Raw genomic sequence first — 17,017 nt, forward strand, 5'->3', positions numbered from 1 at the left:
GGCGACGGCGCCCAGCGCGGCGCCCGCCAGCGCGCGGGCGGCCGCGCGGAGCGTCCCGCCGGGGGCGCGGCGTGTCGTCGGTGTCATGGCAGTGGGGCTCTTCTCACTCGGGGTCAATGGGGCTCACCCGTTCCTCACCCGCTCTTGCTCGCGGAGGGCACCGGGGAGGGCAGGTAGCCGCTCACGCCCGACCCGGTCCCGTACTGGCCGGACTTGCCGGCGATCTCGTTCTGCAGCGCCAGCACCGCCACCACCCGGCCGGACGCGGTGTCGACCATGTCGATCGACGAGACGTTCTTGCGGACGTCGGAGTCGCGCAGCGCGGCGATCAGCCCGCCCTCCTGGGCGGCGGTGGACGGCCCGCCGACCACGGCGCCGCGGCCCGCGCCGTCCAGCGCGGCCGCCAGCGAGATCAGCGCCCGGTTGTCGGCGTCGGCGCCCTCGTACTGGTACGGGGTGGACGGCGCGACGACGACGGCGAGGGTGGCGTGCTGGCCGGGCCGGCCGGTGGTGGTCAGGTAGCCGGCCTGCCGGAACGCGTTGAGCACGGCGCCGCCCTCGGTGTCCTCGCGGCCGCTGCGGGCCGGGTCCCGGGTGACCAGGGCGCTGGCCAGCACGGCGCCGGCCCGGTCGTAGGGACCCCCGTCGGGCGCCGCGGCGGCCTCGGGCCGCAGCTGGGCGGCCAGCTCGTCGACGGTGCCGACCTGGTCGTCGTCCAGGAACTTCTTCTGGATGGTGACCCGGCCGGTGACGGTGGCGCCCGCGGCCTTGGCGAGCTCGCCGAGCTGCTCGATGCTGTCGTTGCTGGCGCCGGGGGTCTCGACGAGCACCACCGACTGGCCCTTGAGCCGGTCGGCGACCAGCTCGGCGGCGAGCGTCTGGGCGAACTGCTCCTCGCCGTCGCGCTGGGCCTCCAGCCGGCGCTGCTCCTGGCGCAGCTGCTGGCTGTTGCGGGCCGCGTCGCTCGCCTGCTTCTTCAGCTCGGCGGTCACCGACTGCGACAGCGTGGTCGAGCCCAGGATGATGCCGAGCGCCAGCGCCAGGAACACGGCGACGATGGAGACGAGGTGGTAGCGGAAATCGATCACGTGAACAGTCCGGTCAGCCAGAAGAGGAACGCGTGCCAGCGGTCGGCCAGCAGGGGACGGATGATCTCCCCGGCCGGCGACATGATCACGGCGGTGGTCATGGCGATGAACGCCCCCAGCACCAGGAACAGCAGCGAGGAGGTGGAGATGCGGCTGCGGTACAGGCGGCTGACGCCCTTGGCGTCCACCAGCTTGCTGCCCAGCCGCAGCCGGGTCAGCCACGTGCTGGCCATCCCGGCGCGGCCCTTGTCCAGGAACTCCACCATGTTGGCGTGCGTGCCGACCGCCACGATCAGCGAGGCGCCCTTGTCGTCGGCCAGCAGCATGGCGATGTCCTCGCTGGTGGCGGTGGCGGGGAACACCACCGCGTCGCGGCCGAGCTCGGTGACCCGCTTGAGGCCGGGCGCGCGGCCGTCCCGGTAGGCGTGCACGACGATCTCCGCGCCGCAGGTCAGCGCCTCGTCGGACACCGAGTCCATGTCCCCGACGATCATGTCGGGCCGGTAGCCGGCCTCCAGCAGCGCGTCGGCGCCGCCGTCCACCCCGATGAGCACCGGACGGTACTCGCGGATGTAGGGACGCAGCGTGGCGAGGTCCTCGCGGTAGTGGTAGCCGCGCACCACGATCAGCGCGTGCCGCCCCTCGATCGGGGTCTTGACGTCGGGCACGCCGACCCCGTCGATGAGCAGGTCGCGTTCGCGCCGCATGTACTCCATGGTGTTGGCGGCGAACGCCTCCAGCTGGTGCGCCAGGCCCGCCTTGGCCTCGACCATCGCGGCCTCGACGGTCTCGGCGGTCTGCACGGTGCCCTTGGCGATCACTTCGTCGCCGCGGTACACCACGGCGTCCTCGACCCGCACCCGCTCGCCCTCGCGCAGCTTGGCGAAGATCTCCGGGCCGACGTCGTCGATCAGCGGGATGCCCGCCTCCACCAGGATCTGCGGCCCCATGTTCGGGTAGCGGCCGGAGATGCTGGGCGCCACGTTGACGACCGCGGCCACCCCGCACGACACCAGGGCCTCCGCGCTGACCCGGTCCAGGTCGACGTGGTCGATCACGGCGACCTCGCCGGGCTGCAGCCGCTTGGTGAGGTTCTTGGTGCGGCGGTCGAGCCGGGCGACGCCGCCGACCCCGGCGCGGTCGTCCTCGCGCCCGCGGCCCAGGGCGAGCACGCGCCGCGGCAGCCGCTGGGACAGCCGGACGCGGCGCGCGGTGGTCGGAGAGTCGTTCATCGCAAGACATCCTGCCAGAGCACGGGAACCGACACCTGTAACGACAAGCGTCCGATCGTGTCGGTTCGTTCACCGTCCGCGTTCACCGCCGCGTTCCGCCGCGCCGGACCGCGGACGACCGCCGGGGCGCCGCCGGGCGCGTCCTCCCGCGGACCGCGCCCGCGAACGCGCCGCTCGTCAGGCGCGCGGCGCGCCTTCGCGCACCCCGCGTCCAGTGCGCAGACTACTCGATCACCGCGACGGTGCCACGCCGATCACCTGCGAATTACCCGGAAAAACCGGACGACACGCATGAACATCATGTGCCGCGGTGAACCACTGCCGTCCGCGCGTGTCTCGGACGAACCGCATCAAAGGCGAGCAGAACCGCGGTGGAACCAGCTCAGAAGGGTGCGGTGGCGTTGCCGGGTGCGGCTCAGCGTTCCCGCGCGGCCATCTGGAGGAGCTCCTCGGCGTGCGCGCGCCCCAGCTCGGAGTCCTCCAGGCCCGCCAGCATGCGCGACAGCTCCCGCACGCGCCCCTCGCGGTCCAGGACGGTGACGCCGCTGCGGGTGACCGACCCGTCGTCGGCCTTCTCCACCAGCAGGTGCTGGTCGGCGAACGCCGCCACCTGCGGCAGGTGGGTCACCACGATCACCTGGGCGTTGCGCGCCAGCCGCGCCAGCCGCCGCCCGATCTCCACCGCCGCCTTGCCTCCGACGCCCGCGTCGACCTCGTCGAACACGAACGTCGGCACGGGGTCGGCGCCGGCGAACACCACCTCGATCGCCAGCATGACCCGCGACAGCTCGCCGCCGGAGGCGCCCTTGTGCAGCGGCAGCGCCGGGGCGCCGGGATGCGGGGCGAGCCGCAGCTCGACCTCGTCGGCGCCGTACGGCCCGTACTCGCCGGTCGGGGTGACGGCGACCTCGACGCGGGCGTGCGGCATGGCCAGGGCGGTCAGCTCCTCGGTGACCGCCCGCGAGAACCGCTCGGCGGCGTCGGCGCGGACCGCGGTCAGCTCGGCCGCCTGCGCCGCCAGCCGCTCCGACAGCTCGGCGTGCTCGGCGCGCAGCCGCTCGATGCGCTGGTCGTCGCCCTCCAGCTCGGCGAGCCGCGCGGCCGAGCGGCGCGCCCATTCCAGGACCTCGTCGATGGTCTGGCCGTACTTGCGGGTCAGCGCGGCCAGCTCGGCCCGCCGCTCCTGGACGGCGGCCAGCCGCGCCGGGTCGGCGTCCACGGACTCGCCGTAGGCGGCCAGCTCGGTGCCCACGTCCGACACCAGGTAGCCGGCCTCGGCGAGCCGGTCGGCGAGCCCGGCCAGGGCCGGGTCGTGGTCGCGCACCGCCTCCAGCGCGTTGCGGGCCTGCCCGAGCAGGCCCACGACGTTGGCGGCCTCGATCACGGCGTCCGGATCGCCCAGCAGCGCCTCGTGCGCGGCGGTGGCGGCGCCGCGCAGCGCGTCGGCGTGCGCCAGCCGCTCCTCCTCGGCGGCCAGCTCGGCGTCCTCGCCGGGCTTGGGGTCGACCTTCTCGATCTCCTCGAGGCCGAACCGCAGCATCTCGGCCTCGTTGGCGCGTTCGCGCGCCCGGGTGGTCAGCTCCTCCAGCAGCGCGGTCACCTCGCGGTGACGCTGGTAGGTGGCGGTGTAGGCGCGCAGCGGCGCGGTCAGCGCGGCGCCGGCGTAGCGGTCGAGGGCGGCGCGCTGCCGCCCGGGCTGCAGCAGCCGCTGCTGGTCGGACTGGCCGTGCACGGCCACCAGGTCGTCGGCGAGCGTGATCAGCGTGCTGACCGGCACGGACCGGCCGCCCAGATGGGCCCGCGACCGGCCCTCGGCCGACACCGACCGGCTGATGATCAGGACGCCGTCGTCGAGCTCGCCGCCGGCCTCCTCCACCCGGTCCGCCACCCGGCCGCCCGGGTCGACGACGATGCGGCCCTCGATGGTGGCGCGGGACGCGCCGGGCCGGACCCGCTGGGGGTCGGCGCGCCCGCCGAACAGCAGGCCCAGGCTGGTGACCACCATGGTCTTGCCCGCCCCGGTCTCTCCGGTGACGACGTTGAACCCCGGGGACAGATCGAGCACGGCCTCGTCGATCACGCCGAGGCCCTGGATCCGCACCTCATCGACCATCGGACGCACCAGCGTCACAACCCCTCGCATCCACAGATCCCGGTTTCGGAGCCTCGCCGGTGAGATTATCGTCCCCGCCGCCGGCCGGGCCGTCCGCGCGACGGCCCCGCGACGGCGGGCGCGACGAGGCGGGCGCCGCCAACCGCTCGCTCCGCGAGCACGCGGAGTCCTATCACATCACTTTTCCGCCTGTTCGTCCGTGTCGTGGGTGTCGTGCATGTCGTGCGTGTCGTGCGTCGTACGTCCGGTCCCGGAACGGTGCGGGCCCGTCGAGGGCTGGGCGCGCATCCGGGTCAGCTCGGTGCCCATCTCCGTGTTGGCGGGCGGGGCGGGCTGCGGGGGACGGCCGCGCCAGCCGGTGACCGGCAGCCCGAACTTGTTGACCAGCCGGTCGGTGAACGGGGTCTGGTGGAGGCGCGCCAGCCGTACCGGCTCCGCGCCCCGCCGGACCTCGACCCGCGCCCCCGGCGGCAGCCCGACCGTGCGGCGCCCGTCGCACCACAGCACCGCGCGGGGCGTGTCCGGCAGCACCTCGACCGCCACCACCGACCGCGGCGAGACGACCAGCGGCCGGGCGAACAGCGCGTGCGCGCTGATCGGCACGACCATCATCGCCTCGACCTCCGGCCACACCACCGGGCCGCCCGCCGAGAAGGCGTAGGCGGTGGACCCCGTGGGCGTGGCGCACACCACCCCGTCGCAGCCCCACTGCGACAGCGGCCGCCCGTCGATCTCCGCGACGACCTCCAGCATCCGCTCCCGCTCGGCCTTCTCCACGGTGGCCTCGTTGAGCGCCCAGGTGGTGTCGGTCACGCCGCCGTTGCGGCGCACCACCACGTCGATGGTCATGCGCTCCTCGACGTCGTAGCGGCGGGCGACGACGCGGTCCACGGTGTTGGTGAGGTCGTCGCGCTCGGCCTCGGCCAGGAACCCCACGTGGCCGAGGTTGACCCCCAGCAGCGGCGTCCCCGCCTCGCGGGCCAGATCGGCGGCGCGCAGCAGGGTCCCGTCCCCGCCGAGCACGATCACCACCTCGGCGTCCTCGGCGGCCGCGGCGGTGCGCGGCATGACCTCCACGCCGACGCAGCCGAGCTCCTCGGCCTCGCTGTCGAGGACCCGCACCGCGATGCCCGCCTCGCTGAGCCGGTTGATGACCAGGTGGGCGCTGCGGACCGCCTCCGGCCGCCCGGTATGCGCCACCACCAGCACCGATCTCTTGCTCAAACGCCCTCCCAGGGTCGCGTCACCGGGCCGCGGGCCCCGTTGCCCGCGTCACGTGCCATGCCCGCATCGCCCCAGTCTGCCGCGTTCTGCCACCGCCCGGGGCCGTCTCCGCGTTCCCGGCCGCCACGGCCCCGCACCCCGGATCGTGCCCGGCGTCGCGGCGTCCCGCACCGGTCGTCCGCGCCCGATCGGCGCCGCCCCGTCCGTGACCGGGGCCGATCCCGCCGCGCCGACCGGGGCGAGATCACTGCGGCCCTTCGGCGATCGCCTTCTCGAGGGCCGCCTCGTCCAGCGGGGGCGCGCCCGCGCGCAGCCACAGGAAGTACTCCACGTTCCCCGACGGTCCCGGAAGCGGGCTGGCGACGACCCCCGCCACGCCGAGGCCCAGCTCGGCGGCGTGCCCGGCGACGTCCCGGACGGCCTCGGCGCGCAGCGCCGGGTCGCGCACCACGCCGCCCGCGCCGACGCGGTCCTTCCCCACCTCGAACTGCGGCTTGACCATCAGCGCGTAGTCGGCGCCGGGCGCGACGCAGCGCTTGATCGGCTCCAGCACCAGCCGCAGCGAGATGAACGACAGGTCGGCCACCACCAGGTCCGGCGGCGGGACGTCCGGGGCGCCCAGCATCTCGGGGGTCAGGTTCCGGACGTTGACCTGCTCGAGCACGGTGACGCGGTCGTCGGTGCGCAGCGACCAGGCCAGCTGCCCGTACCCGACGTCCACCGCGTACACGTGCGCGGCGCCGGCCCGCAGCAGCACATCGGTGAAGCCGCCGGTGGACGCGCCCGCGTCCAGGCAGCGCCGCCCCGCCACCTTCAGCTCGGAGAACGCCTCCAGCGCGCCCGCCAGCTTGTGCCCGCCGCGCGAGACGTACTCGGGACCGGCGTCGCCGGTGTCGACGACCACCGCGGCGGCCGGGTCGACCTGGGTGGCCGCCTTGGCGGCGACACGGCCGCCGACTCGCACCCGGCCCTCGGCGATGAGCCGTCCCGCGTGCTCCCGCGAACGCGCCAGCCCCCGGCGCACGAGCTCGGCGTCCAGCCTGCGGCGCTTCACGGCCGCCCGCCCGGAGCCGTCGCGCCGCCGCGGGGCGGGACGCCGCCCGGGTCCGGCCGGCGCGGCAGGGGCGGCCGCGGCACCGGCGGCCCGGCGTCCTCGGGCTCGTCGGCCGACGCGAGCAGGTCCTGCAGGCGCCGGTGGACGTCCTGGAAGACCTCCACATGCCGCGACACGGGCGTGCCGTCCAGCTCCGTCAGGCGCCGCAGCACGAGATCGACGCGCGGATCGCCGGTCGGCTCCGGCGGCGGCCCCGCGGGCACGACCGCCTCGGGAACCCCCGCCCCGGCGGCGGGGGCGCCGGGCTCCACGGGCTCGTCCGCCGCCTCGCCCACGGGCTGCCCCACGGCCTCGCCAGACACCACCTGAAACCTCCAAGAAGACCCCGACCGCGCCGACCGCGGGTCGCCTCCGCTCTGTCAGAACGCTACCGTCCCTACACGACATCGTTGCCGATCGAACGGGGAACGGCCTGACCATGGCGAACGAGGAGGAGTGCCGGGCGGCGCTCGGGCGGATCACCCGGCGGCTGGCGGAGGTGGACGAGGACCAGCTCGCCGAGCACGTCGTGGAACGCACGATCAGCTGCCGCATTCCCGACCTGAAGGTCGCCTACCGCTCCCGGATCCACGCCGGCGGGCTGGATCCGTTCGAGCCCACCGACGACCCCACGGCCGCCCAGGTGCGGATCACGGTGCGCAGCGACGACCTCGTGGCGCTCGCCAACGACGAGCTGCATCCCGCCCGGGCGTTCACCAGCGGCCGGCTGAAGGTGGAGGCGAGCCTGTTCGACCTGCTGCGCCTGCGCAAGCTGCTGTGACGTCCGCCCGCGGCGGGGCCGCGCCGCGGGCGGACGGGGTCAGCGCGCCCTGTAGGGCCGGGGCAGCTTGAGGCCGCGTTCGGCCATGACGGCGCGCAGGCGGTCGGGATAGTCGGTGATGATGCCGTCCACGCCGTCGTCGATGAGCTTGTTCATGGTCGCCGGGTCGTCCACCGTCCAGGGGATCACCTTGAGGCCGAGCCGGTGCGCCTTCTTCACCATCGCCTCGGTGACGTACGGGCGGTAGCCGGGGTCGGCGACCTTGCCGTCCTGCGGGAAGCCGTGGACGGGCGAGAACGCCGAGGCGCCGAACGACTTGACCGCCCGCAGCGGGTCGCCGCCGAAGTCGTCGATGTCGATGCCGCCCAGCCACGGCGACCTGCCCGGCTGCCCGACCTGCAGGAAGTCGTCGTTGGTCAGCGCGACCAGCGGCAGTCTCGGCTCGACCCGGCGCATGCGCATCAGCGCGCCCCAGTCGAAGCTCTGGATCGTCACCTGCCGCAGCATCCGCGCCCGCCGCACCTCGCGCACGGTGACCTGGACGAACTGCTCGCGCGGCGCGGTCTCGGCGGGCGCCCCGGCCTCCACCTTGGTCTCCACGTTCAACTTCACGCCGTACGCCCGGTACCGGTGGACGAGCCCGAACACCTCGCGCAGCAACGGCATCCGGGCACCGGGCGCGGGCCGCTGTCCAGGATGCTCCGGCAGCGTCCGCGAACCGCAGTCCAGCGTGCGGACCTGCTTCAGCGTCAGCGTGTTGACGTACTTGCCGACATAGGGGTATTCGGGGTCGCCCGGTGCGGCGGGCCCGGTGTCCTGGCACTTGCGGCCGTCCACACGGCGGTCGTGGGTCACCACGGCGTGCCCGTCCTCAGTGATCTGCACGTCGAGCTCCAGCGTGCTCACGCCGAGCCGCAGCGCGTTGGCGAAGGCGGGCAGCGTGCTCTCCACCACCAGCCCCAGCCCGCCGCGGTGGGCCTGCAGGTCGAACACCCGATGCCCGTGGCCGGACCACGCCCCGGACGCGACCGGCGCGGAGGCCACCGCGGCGTGCGCGGGCCCCGCCGCCGTCACCGTGAGCGCGCCCGCAACCGCCGCCCCGAGGACGACACGGCGCCATCTGCTCATTTCCGTCTCGCTTTCCTTCCGTCCTGCTGGGCCGTACGACGGCCCGCGGGACACGTTGCGACGCCCCCGGGTGCGCCTGGTGAGAGCGAGACGAACGACCAGTGGCCCTGACGAGAACAAACCACGCTCACCGCCCATAGAGCCCCGCCCCTCCGCCTTCGGCGGAAGAGCTGCGGATCTGGGCCGACAGCATCCGCGACGCGCACGGCCAGGCACCAGACCTCGACCCCGCCGTCGCCACATGCGGCCGCCTCACGTAGACGACTGTGTTCTCCGCCAGGCCCTTCGGCAAGCCGCACCGAACAAGGCACCGACCAAACAAGGCACCGACCGACTGCGACAAACCGCGACAGGCCCTCGTCTCCGCCGGCATGCGCATTCGCTCGATCGCCGGGTGCCCATCGTGCCCCTGTCCCCTGCTCACAGCGCGGCGTGTCTTACATGGAGGTACTGGGCGTTTTACGCCGCGGCGAGTGGGGCGGCAGAAGAGAGCCCCGGTCAGTCCAGGTTGAGGTGCTTGAGAGCGTCGACGACGGCCTCAGGGCTCACAGGGTCCTTGGTGCTCCAGGCGGCGGCCGCCAACGCGCGCAGGCCGTCGTAGGGGTCGCCGCCACCGGTCAGCTCGACCGTGTCGCCCGTCCAACGGGCCGTCCACCCCGCGCACTCGAAACGATCACCGGAACGCGCGGCGGGCGGATGGGGGACGAGCAGCCCGGTCAGGTCCGGCGCCAGGTAGGTGGGGCGGCGGTCGGGCGGCGCGGTCAGGGCGGTGAGCGGGTCCGTCACGCCGGTCAGGACCAGCAGGCTGTCGGCGCCGCCGTGGTGGGCGCCTTCGATGTCGGTGTCGAGCCGGTCGCCCACCACCAGCGGCCGCCGCGCGCCGGTGCGCAGGATCGACTCGCGGTGCAGAGGACCGTGCGGCTTGCCCGCCACGATGGGATCCACCCCTGTCGCGGCGCGGATGACCTCCATCAGCGCGCCGTTGCCCGGCTGCTGGCCGCCGGAGGCCACGGGGATGGTCAGATCACCGTTGGAAACGACGAACAACGCGCCGTCGCGGACGGCCTTCGCCCCCTCGGCCATGAGGTCGTACGACAGCCGCGGGTCGTACCCCTGCACCACCGCGAGAGGGCGTTCGGACGCGGACGACACCGGGCGGAGCCCCTGGGCGTACAGGGCGTGCCGCAGCCCCATGCCGCCCACCACCAGCACCGGCGCCCCGGCCGGCAGGCGTTCGGCCAGCAGCCGGGCCGCGGCCTGCGCGGACGTCACCACGTCACCGGGCTCCGCCGGTACGCCCACCTCGGTCAGCAGCGCCGCGACCGCCGAGGGGGTCCGGGAGGCGTTGTTGGTGACGAACGCCAGCCTCTGCCCCGCGGCCCGCGCCTTGGTCAAGGACTCGGCCGCGCCGGGCACCGGGCGGCGCCCGATGTAGACCACACCGTCGAGGTCGAGCAGCGCGACGTCGTACGCCTCGCACAGCGGCCTGTCACAGCCCTTCATCGCGTCCCTTCCGCTCGGACGATTCCGGCCCGATGGTACGGGCCGGTCATCCGCGGGCTGCGAGGGTGGCCCGGGCATGGCGCAGCGCGTTGGCGTAGTCCCTGTTGTCGGGGCGCATGGCCGCGGCGAGCGCCAGGTACTCCACCGCGCCCTCGAAGTCGCCGAGGCGGCTCAACGACAGGCCCAGCCCGAACAGCGCGTAGTCCTCGGCGGGGTCGGCCTCCACGATCCAGCGGAAGCTGTCGGCGGCGTCGCTGTAGCGCCGCGCCCCGAACTGGGCGCGGGCCAACGCCTCCCGGATCGACCGCGAGGTCGGCTCGGCGTCCGCGGCGCGCGCCAGCAACTGGACGGCCGCCGCCGCGCTCCCCGAGCGCAACAGGCTCAGACCACGCGTGTACCACTCGTATACGCCGCCTTCGGGGGCGCCGTCCGGGCCGTCGGGATCATCGTCGGGGCCGTCCTGCGGGGAATCGTCCGGCCGCTGCGGTCCTTGTACATCCATGTGGACCTCCCCTCGGGCTCCGGGTCCCTTCGACCGTACCCGGCGACAGACCAGGCAGCGTCTCCGATTAGCATGCCCACGGTGGATGACGATCTCCCCTCGGGCGTGGACGCCGACGAGTTCAGCGCACGCGTCTTCGGTACCGCGGACCCGCCGTCCGGCGGCGGTCTGGAACTGGCGCCGTTCCGCGGCGTGCGGTTCGCCCCAGGGGTCGTCGGCGACCTGGCGAAGGTGACCACGCCGCCGTACGACCTGATCGACCCGGACGAGGTGCGGCGGCTGCTGGCCAGCGGCGGACACAACATCGTCCGGCTGATCCTGCCGCCCACGCCGGAGCAGGCGCGCGACACGCTGCGCGACTGGCTCGCCGAGGGCGCGCTCACGATCGACCCCGAGCCGGCCCTGTACGTCTACGAGGTCGCCGACGCCCGGACGGTGCTGCAACGCGGGCTCATCGGCGCCCTGGCCCTCCGCGCGGAGGCGGACCGGGTCGTCCTCCCCCACGAGAACGTCTACCCCGGCCCGGTGCGCGACCGCCTGGCCCTCATGACCGCCGTCAAGGCGGACCTGGAACCGATCTTCCTGGTGTACGAGGGCGGCGGCGAGGCCGCCGACATCGTCGACGACACCGCCCGCGGGACGCCCCTGCTGTCGTTCCGCGGCGACGACGGGCTCGACCACCGCCTGTGGCGCATCACCGACCCGCGCCTGCACGCCCGCATCGCGGCGGACCTCCGCCCCCGGCAGGCGCTGATCGCCGACGGCCACCACCGGTACGCGACCTACCGCGCCCTGCAGGCCCGCCGCCACGCCGCCGGGGACGGTCCCGGACCGTGGGACCACGGACTGGCCCTGCTGGTCGACTCCACGCGCTACCCCCCGCACCTCGGCGCCATCCACCGCGTCCTGCCCACGGTGCCGCCGTCCACCGCGGTGGCGCACGCCGCCCGGGTCTTCCGCGTCACCGATCTGCCGTACGACCTGGACAAGGCCGTCGCCCTCCTGGCCGACGCCCCGCGCCCCGCCTACCTGCTGGGCGGCGGGGATCGGCTGCACCTGCTCACCGAACCCGACCCGCGGCGCCTCGACCGGGCGATGGCCTGCGATCACTCGCCGCGCCGGCGCAGGCTCGACACCGCCGTCCTCGACCGTCTGCTCATCGAGGACGTGTGGCACGTTCCCGAGGACGACCGCAGCATCGAGATCGTCCACGACGATCCGGCGGCGGCGATCGACCGGGCTCGCCGCACCGGCGGCACCGCCGTCATCCTCAACCCGCTGCGGGTCGAGGACGTCCTCGCCGTCGCCGGGGAGGGCGAACGCGTCCCCCGCAAGTCCACCTCCTTCGGCCCCAAACCCCGCACCGGCCTGGTCCTCCGCCTTCACACCACATGAGGGACGGGTGAAACTTCGGTCCGGAGTTCCCGGCAGTGGTGGGCATCGTCGCGATCCGCGTTCGGCCGGTACATGGCGCGCGTCATCGACGCGATTGAGGACACCTTGGCGGGTGCGCCGTCTGGCGGCCGTCTCGCGCTCCACCAGGCCGTCTGTTTGCTCGCCCGGTGCGCGGCGCCCCCGGAGCACGCACGCGAAAGGGAGGGCCGAAACTGTGGATAACCCGGACGACACGGAGGGATGATCGTCCCATGGACACCACGACGACGATCACGCCGCTGGGCGGCGACGTGTACGAGATCGACACCCGGATGGCGGGCTACTCGGGCATCACGGCGGGATATCTGATCCTGTCCGACCGCCCGTGCCTGGTCGAACCGGGGACCTCCGGGTCGGCGCCGGTGGTCCAGCGGGCGTTGGACGAGCTCGGGGTGGGCCCGAACGACCTGGCGACCGTGGTCGTCACGCACATCCACCTCGACCACGCGGGCGGCGTCGGCGACATCGCCAGGATGTATCCGCAGGCCGAGGTCGTCGTCCACGAGAAGGGCGCGCGGCACCTGGCGTCTCCGGAACGGCTCATGCGCAGCGCGCGCATGGTGTACGGGGACCGATTGGACACCCTGTTCGGCGAGCTCAAGCCCACGGAGGCCGAACGCATCCGCGCCGTGGAGGACACCGGGGTCATCGACCTGGGGGGCGGACGGAGGCTGGAATCCCACTACTCCCCCGGGCACGCCAAGCATCACGTCGGGCTGATCGACTCCCAGACCGGCGACCTGTACGTGGGGGACGCGGCGGGCATCTACGTCCCCGAGACGAAGGATGTGCGCCCCGCCACGCCGCCTCCCGACTTCGACCTGGACACGGCGTTGGACTCGCTGCGCAAGTTCCAGGCGCTGGGCCCGCAGCGGCTGCTGTTCGCGCACTACGGCCCCGTCTCGGACGTCACCGACACGCTGGAGCGTTCGGCGGAAGAGCTGCGGATCTGGGTCGACGCGGTCCGCGACGCGCACGGCCAGGGGCTGGACCTCGACCACGCCGTCGCCATGGTCCGCGACCGGACGAAGGAGCGCTACGCCATCACCCGCGACGACGCCGACCCCGAGCTCGCCGCCAAGTACGAGGTGCTCAGCAGCACCGAGAGCAACGTCGCCGGCATCATGCATTCGTTGAGCAAGTAGCGCGGACCAGCGGCTCGGCGCCGCCGTCGCGCAGCCTTCGAAGCCGCCGCCTTGACATTGTAAGGTCCGGCTTGGCCCTCCTGCTCGAGTACGCGCACCAGCGCTTCATCAAGGCGGACGGGTTCGGCCGTGCCGAGGGCGAGCACGCAGGCGGGCGACCGCGCCCGGCCGCAGTGAGCGGAACAGATCGCAGCAGGCGTCGTGCGCCGACCGTTCGGCGAGACGGCCTCGAGTCAGCGCAGGAGGGCACGGGCGGGTTCGCGGCCGCAGCGGCGGCCCGCGCGTGCCCTCGGCATCGGCTGCGCTCTCAGCGGCGGAACGGTCCGGTGACCTCGTAGGTGTAGCCGTCCGTCCCGGCGACGAACCCGCTCTTCCCCCGCTGGGACGAGAAGTACAGGCGGGTGCCGTCGGGCGAGAACGCCGGCCCGGTGATCTCGGATTCGTCGTGGCCGACGACGCGCAGGAACGGGGCGACCACGCCGTCCGGCGTGATCACGTTGATCTCCATGTTGTCGCCGTCCTCGGCGACGTACAGGTCTCCCGACCGCGCGCCGGTGATGTTGTCGACGCCCGCGAGCGGCGGTTCCCCGGTCGTGACGAGGTCGTCGTCGTAGGCGATGTCCAGGCGCTCGGCGGCGGCGTCGTACGCCCAGACGCGGTTGTCGCCCTTCGTGGTGAAGTAGCAGACGCCGCCGGTGTAGTAGCAGCCCTCGCCGCCGTTGAAGCGCATGGCGCCCGGCACTTGGTCCCGCGTCGGCGTCAGCCAGATCTCCGGGTTCGGCACCCGCGCCCAGGTGACGGCGCCCGTACCGGATCCGACCAGCACCTCCAGGGTTCCGGACGACAGATCCCCCCAGGTGGACGGCCGGAACCGGTAGAAGCAGCCGTCCGGCTGGTCCTCGGTGAGGTACACGACCCGACGGTCCGGATCGCAGGCGGCCGCCTCGTGCTTGAACCGTCCCATGGCCGGGTGCGCCCGGGCGGAACGCTCACCCTTGGGGTCGGTCTCGTGCACCAGCCCGAGGTCGTGTTCCTCGCACGACAGCCACGTCCCCCACGGGGTGGCGCCGCCGGCGCAGTTCAGCGACGTGCCGTTGAGGATGCGGTACGCCGAGACGATCCGTCCCGACGCGTCGAACCGCACGGCCGACACGCCTCCGACGATGGGCACCTCCGAGTTGCTCACATAGATCCACCCGTCGCCGTCCGGGAAGCAGGCCCCGCCGTCCGGCGCGGGATGCCAGGTGTACCGGGTGCCCTCCACGCGCCGCATCGACCGGGCGATGACGCGGCTCGTGAACCCCTGCGGCAGCTGGAGGCCGTTGCCGTCCGGCGCGAGCAGCGGCCCGTACGGGCTCGCGCCGGGCTGCGCCGGACCGGCGGCGAAGGCACGCTGCCACAGCACGCCGGAGAACGCGGCCGTCCCACCCGCGACGGCGGTCGTACGGAGGAAGGTGCGTCGGTTCAGACCCGTCGGCATGGCGCTCCTCACACGCTCGTTCACCTTCACGCGGAGTGGACCACCGGTACGTGACACCGGCACCCCCGAACGACCACGATCTTGTGAACATCGCGCGAAGGAAGGCCACCGTCAAGAGGTCCGGCAGAGTGCGGTCAGCCGTCGGATCCGTCCCGCCGCTCTCCTCCGTCCTCGACGAGGCCGTCACGGCGGACCGGGGCGTCCTGGGCACCGGCCGACGCCCCGTCGCGGTCTTCGGGCTCCGCGACCGGCTCCCGGAACACCGCCTCGGGCGCCTCCTCGTTCGGCTCAGCCGCCGCGCGAAGGTCCTGGGCGGACGCCGCCTCGTCCTTGTCCTGGGACGCGGTCTCCGGGACGACGGGCTCCAGGAACACCGGGGCGATCTCCGGAGCGTCGACGGTCGCCGGCGCGGCATCGCCGCCGTCGGGCTCCTTCTCGGACGGCTCTGCAGCGTTCCCGACGGGCTCGTGGGCGTCGCCGGTCGAGGGCGCGTCCGGTTCGGAAACGTCCTTGGGCTTCTCGTCGGCGGTCGCGTCGTCCGCAGTCGTGTGCACGGGGCGTTCGGAGTCGTCGCTGAACTCCGTGTCGGAGCCCTCCTCCTCGGTGTCGATGATGTGGAGGCCTTCCAGCTCCGCGTAACGCTCGGCCGCGTCGGTCTCTCCCTCCCGGTCGGCCGCCGCGGCGCGGGCGAACCAGTCGCTCGCCTCGTCGGAACGCCCCGCCGCCACCAGGGCGTCGGCGTAGGCGTAGAACAGCCGCGCCGACCAGGGGCGCAACCGCCGGTCCTGCAGCTCCGGCACCTGCAGGGTGACGACCGCGGCGTCGTACTGCCCCAGGTCCCGTCGCGCCCCCGACTCGACGATGCGCAGCTCGATCACGGCCGCCTGGTCGAGGCGTCCGGCCTCCACCGACTTGATGAGGTCGAGCGCGCGCTCCGGCCGTCCCAGGCCCCGCTCGCAGTCGGCCATGACCGGCAGGTAGGCGTCGCCTCCCGCGCCCAGGCGGCGCGCGGCGCGCAGCTCCGCCAGGGCCTCGGCCCACTCCCCCGCACGGTAGGCGGAGAGCCCCGCGGCCTCGCGCACGATGCCGACGCGTGACGCCAACCGCCGGGCGGCCTTGGCGTGGCGGTACGAGGTCTGCGGGTCGTCCTCGGAGAGGCGTCCCGCCATCACCAGGTGCCGGGACACGCGGCTCGCGAGGTCTTTCGGCAGGGAACGCAGCTCCGCGCGCACTTCAGCGGCGAGCTCGTTGCCCTTGACGTCCTCCGGCACGGGGGGCTCGTCGTACTTGGGCGCCTGGTCCTGCCGCTGAGCGGCGGTCTCACGACGGGCGAGCTTGTCGCGCTTGTGGCGGGACAAGCCGACGGGCTTTCGCCCGGGCTTGCGCTGCGGACCGGCTGCGCCGCGCCGCCTGTCGGCCGCGCGGTCACGGTCGTGGCCGCGGTCCTCGAATCGGTCCTTGCCGCGGGTGTCGAGGTGCCGGGACGCTGCGGGTCGATGCGTACGGCGCTCGTCCTGTCCTTTGCCGGAGCCGGCACCGCGGCGCTCGGTTCGTTTGTCGCCCGCAGGCCGACGACGGTCCTCTGAGCGCTTGAACGGACGATCCTTTCGACGTTCGTCGCGTTTCCCCTGGGGCCGGTTCTGGCGGTCGCGCACCGTGCGGTTCCGCCGGTCTCTGTCACGGCCTTTCCGGCCGGTGTCTTTCCGTGAGGTTGGGCCGCTGTTGCGCTGTCCCGATCCCTCGGTGCCGCGAGGGCTGTCCTCACGACCGGCAGGCGTTCCCGGTTCCCGGTTCCTTCCCTGCCGTTCGTCGCGCCGCTCGCGGTCGTGACCGCCGCGGCCGTCCTCTTCCGCGCTCATCCCGTCCGTCACAGTTCTCGATGTCGGTTGGACCTCGCATTCTATTTTGGCAGGTCCAGACATGCGTCGAGGGCCGCCCCGTCACCGAGGCGGCCCTCGACCGAAAATATGTGTCCGGCGGCGTCCTACTCTCCCACACAGTCACCCATGCAGTACCATCGGCGCTGAAGGGCTTAACTACCGGGTTCGGAATGGGACCGGGTGTTTCCCCTTCGCCATAACCACCGGACAAACCTACAAAACCTGTTGTCAACAACGGGTTCCCGTTTGCTCCCCGAGAACCACACAGGGACGCGAACACCAACAGCAGCCATGTGTGTCAAGCCACTCGGCCTATTAGTACCGGTCCACTCCACCAGTCACCTGGCTTCCATGCCCGGCCTATCAACCCAGTCATCTCCTGGAGGCCTTACCCCCAAGACCAAAGCCCTGGGG

Annotated in this window: 14 protein-coding genes, 2 rRNA genes and 1 pseudogene; 4 read left to right on the plus strand and 13 right to left on the minus strand. The window is 73.4% G+C overall.

Features of this window, described 5'->3' with window-relative positions:
• Positions 1 to 134 precede the first annotated feature (134 nt).
• The 6 genes and pseudogenes from AR3_RS26395 to AR3_RS31860 all read right to left on the minus strand — a co-directional run bounded on the left by AR3_RS26395 (position 135) and on the right by AR3_RS31860 (position 7,076).
• A complete protein-coding gene (locus AR3_RS26395) occupies positions 135 to 1,088 on the minus strand; it encodes a copper transporter (protein WP_067917946.1) in 954 nt (317 codons plus the stop codon).
• Entirely contained in the window at positions 1,085 to 2,320 is a 1,236-nt protein-coding gene (gene steA / locus AR3_RS26400) for a putative cytokinetic ring protein SteA (RefSeq protein ID WP_067917948.1), read from the minus strand. Before steA ends, AR3_RS26395 begins: the two co-directional genes overlap by 4 nt.
• A gap of 415 nt (positions 2,321 to 2,735) precedes the next feature.
• Positions 2,736 to 4,433, minus strand: a complete 1,698-nt coding sequence (gene recN, locus AR3_RS26405; protein ID WP_067917969.1) for a DNA repair protein RecN — start codon at positions 4,431 to 4,433, stop codon at positions 2,736 to 2,738.
• Positions 4,434 to 4,775: 342 nt separating this feature from the next.
• A pseudogene (locus AR3_RS26410) lies at positions 4,776 to 5,642 on the minus strand (NAD kinase); the annotation flags it as partial.
• Positions 5,643 to 5,901: 259 nt separating this feature from the next.
• Complete coding sequence (locus AR3_RS31855; protein ID WP_067917950.1) at positions 5,902 to 6,711, minus strand: TlyA family RNA methyltransferase; 810 nt, start codon at positions 6,709 to 6,711, stop codon at positions 5,902 to 5,904.
• On the minus strand, positions 6,708 to 7,076 hold the full coding sequence (locus AR3_RS31860) for a hypothetical protein (RefSeq protein WP_067917952.1): 369 nt from the start codon (positions 7,074 to 7,076) through the stop codon (positions 6,708 to 6,710). The genes AR3_RS31855 and AR3_RS31860 overlap by 4 nt, the downstream gene beginning before the upstream one ends.
• 113 nt (positions 7,077 to 7,189) lie before the next feature.
• On the opposite strand from AR3_RS31860, the gene AR3_RS26425 reads away from it, so the two are divergent.
• A complete protein-coding gene (locus tag AR3_RS26425; protein WP_067917954.1) occupies positions 7,190 to 7,531 on the plus strand; it encodes an SCP2 sterol-binding domain-containing protein in 342 nt (113 codons plus the stop codon).
• Positions 7,532 to 7,570: 39 nt separating this feature from the next.
• Here the strand turns inward: AR3_RS26425 and AR3_RS26430 are convergent, their stop codons facing one another.
• The 3 genes from AR3_RS26430 to AR3_RS26440 all read right to left on the minus strand — a co-directional run bounded on the left by AR3_RS26430 (position 7,571) and on the right by AR3_RS26440 (position 10,664).
• The gene (locus AR3_RS26430) at positions 7,571 to 8,659 is read right to left on the minus strand and encodes a glycerophosphodiester phosphodiesterase family protein (RefSeq protein ID WP_067917956.1); all 1,089 of its coding nucleotides are present in this window, start codon (positions 8,657 to 8,659) and stop codon (positions 7,571 to 7,573) included.
• A gap of 498 nt (positions 8,660 to 9,157) precedes the next feature.
• The gene (locus tag AR3_RS26435; protein ID WP_067917959.1) at positions 9,158 to 10,162 is read right to left on the minus strand and encodes an HAD-IIA family hydrolase; all 1,005 of its coding nucleotides are present in this window, start codon (positions 10,160 to 10,162) and stop codon (positions 9,158 to 9,160) included.
• Positions 10,163 to 10,208: 46 nt separating this feature from the next.
• Positions 10,209 to 10,664, minus strand: a complete 456-nt coding sequence (locus AR3_RS26440) for a tetratricopeptide repeat protein (protein WP_067917961.1) — start codon at positions 10,662 to 10,664, stop codon at positions 10,209 to 10,211.
• 72 nt (positions 10,665 to 10,736) lie between these two features.
• Between AR3_RS26440 and AR3_RS26445 the strand changes: the two genes are divergently transcribed.
• Entirely contained in the window at positions 10,737 to 12,059 is a 1,323-nt protein-coding gene (locus AR3_RS26445; RefSeq protein WP_083952057.1) for a DUF1015 family protein, read from the plus strand.
• 251 nt (positions 12,060 to 12,310) lie between these two features.
• Positions 12,311 to 13,243 (plus strand): MBL fold metallo-hydrolase, encoded by a 933-nt coding sequence (locus tag AR3_RS26450; RefSeq protein ID WP_067917965.1) that lies wholly within the window; start codon positions 12,311 to 12,313, stop codon positions 13,241 to 13,243.
• A 307-nt stretch (positions 13,244 to 13,550) separates the two neighbouring features.
• Here AR3_RS26450 and AR3_RS26455 read toward each other — a convergent pair whose 3' ends face one another.
• Together AR3_RS26455 and AR3_RS32440 are read right to left on the minus strand one after the other, a co-directional pair.
• Positions 13,551 to 14,723, minus strand: coding sequence for an alkaline phosphatase PhoX (locus AR3_RS26455; protein ID WP_217998786.1), 1,173 nt, complete (start codon positions 14,721 to 14,723; stop codon positions 13,551 to 13,553).
• A 134-nt stretch (positions 14,724 to 14,857) separates the two neighbouring features.
• The gene (locus AR3_RS32440) at positions 14,858 to 16,081 is read right to left on the minus strand and encodes a hypothetical protein (protein WP_174545488.1); all 1,224 of its coding nucleotides are present in this window, start codon (positions 16,079 to 16,081) and stop codon (positions 14,858 to 14,860) included.
• On the opposite strand from AR3_RS32440, the gene AR3_RS26465 reads away from it, so the two are divergent.
• The gene (locus AR3_RS26465) at positions 16,070 to 16,309 is read left to right on the plus strand and encodes a hypothetical protein (RefSeq protein ID WP_067917967.1); all 240 of its coding nucleotides are present in this window, start codon (positions 16,070 to 16,072) and stop codon (positions 16,307 to 16,309) included. The two genes, AR3_RS32440 and AR3_RS26465, sit on opposite strands and share 12 nt — an antisense overlap.
• A 385-nt stretch (positions 16,310 to 16,694) precedes the next feature.
• Here AR3_RS26465 and rrf read toward each other — a convergent pair.
• Positions 16,695 to 16,811: ribosomal RNA gene (rrf, locus tag AR3_RS26470) — 5S ribosomal RNA — on the minus strand.
• Positions 16,812 to 16,897: 86 nt separating this feature from the next.
• Positions 16,898 to 17,017, minus strand: a 23S ribosomal RNA gene (locus AR3_RS31865); the annotation flags it as partial.

This window comes from Actinomadura rubrobrunea NBRC 15275, from assembly GCF_001552235.1.
GTDB lineage: Bacteria > Actinomycetota > Actinomycetes > Streptosporangiales > Streptosporangiaceae > Spirillospora > Spirillospora viridilutea.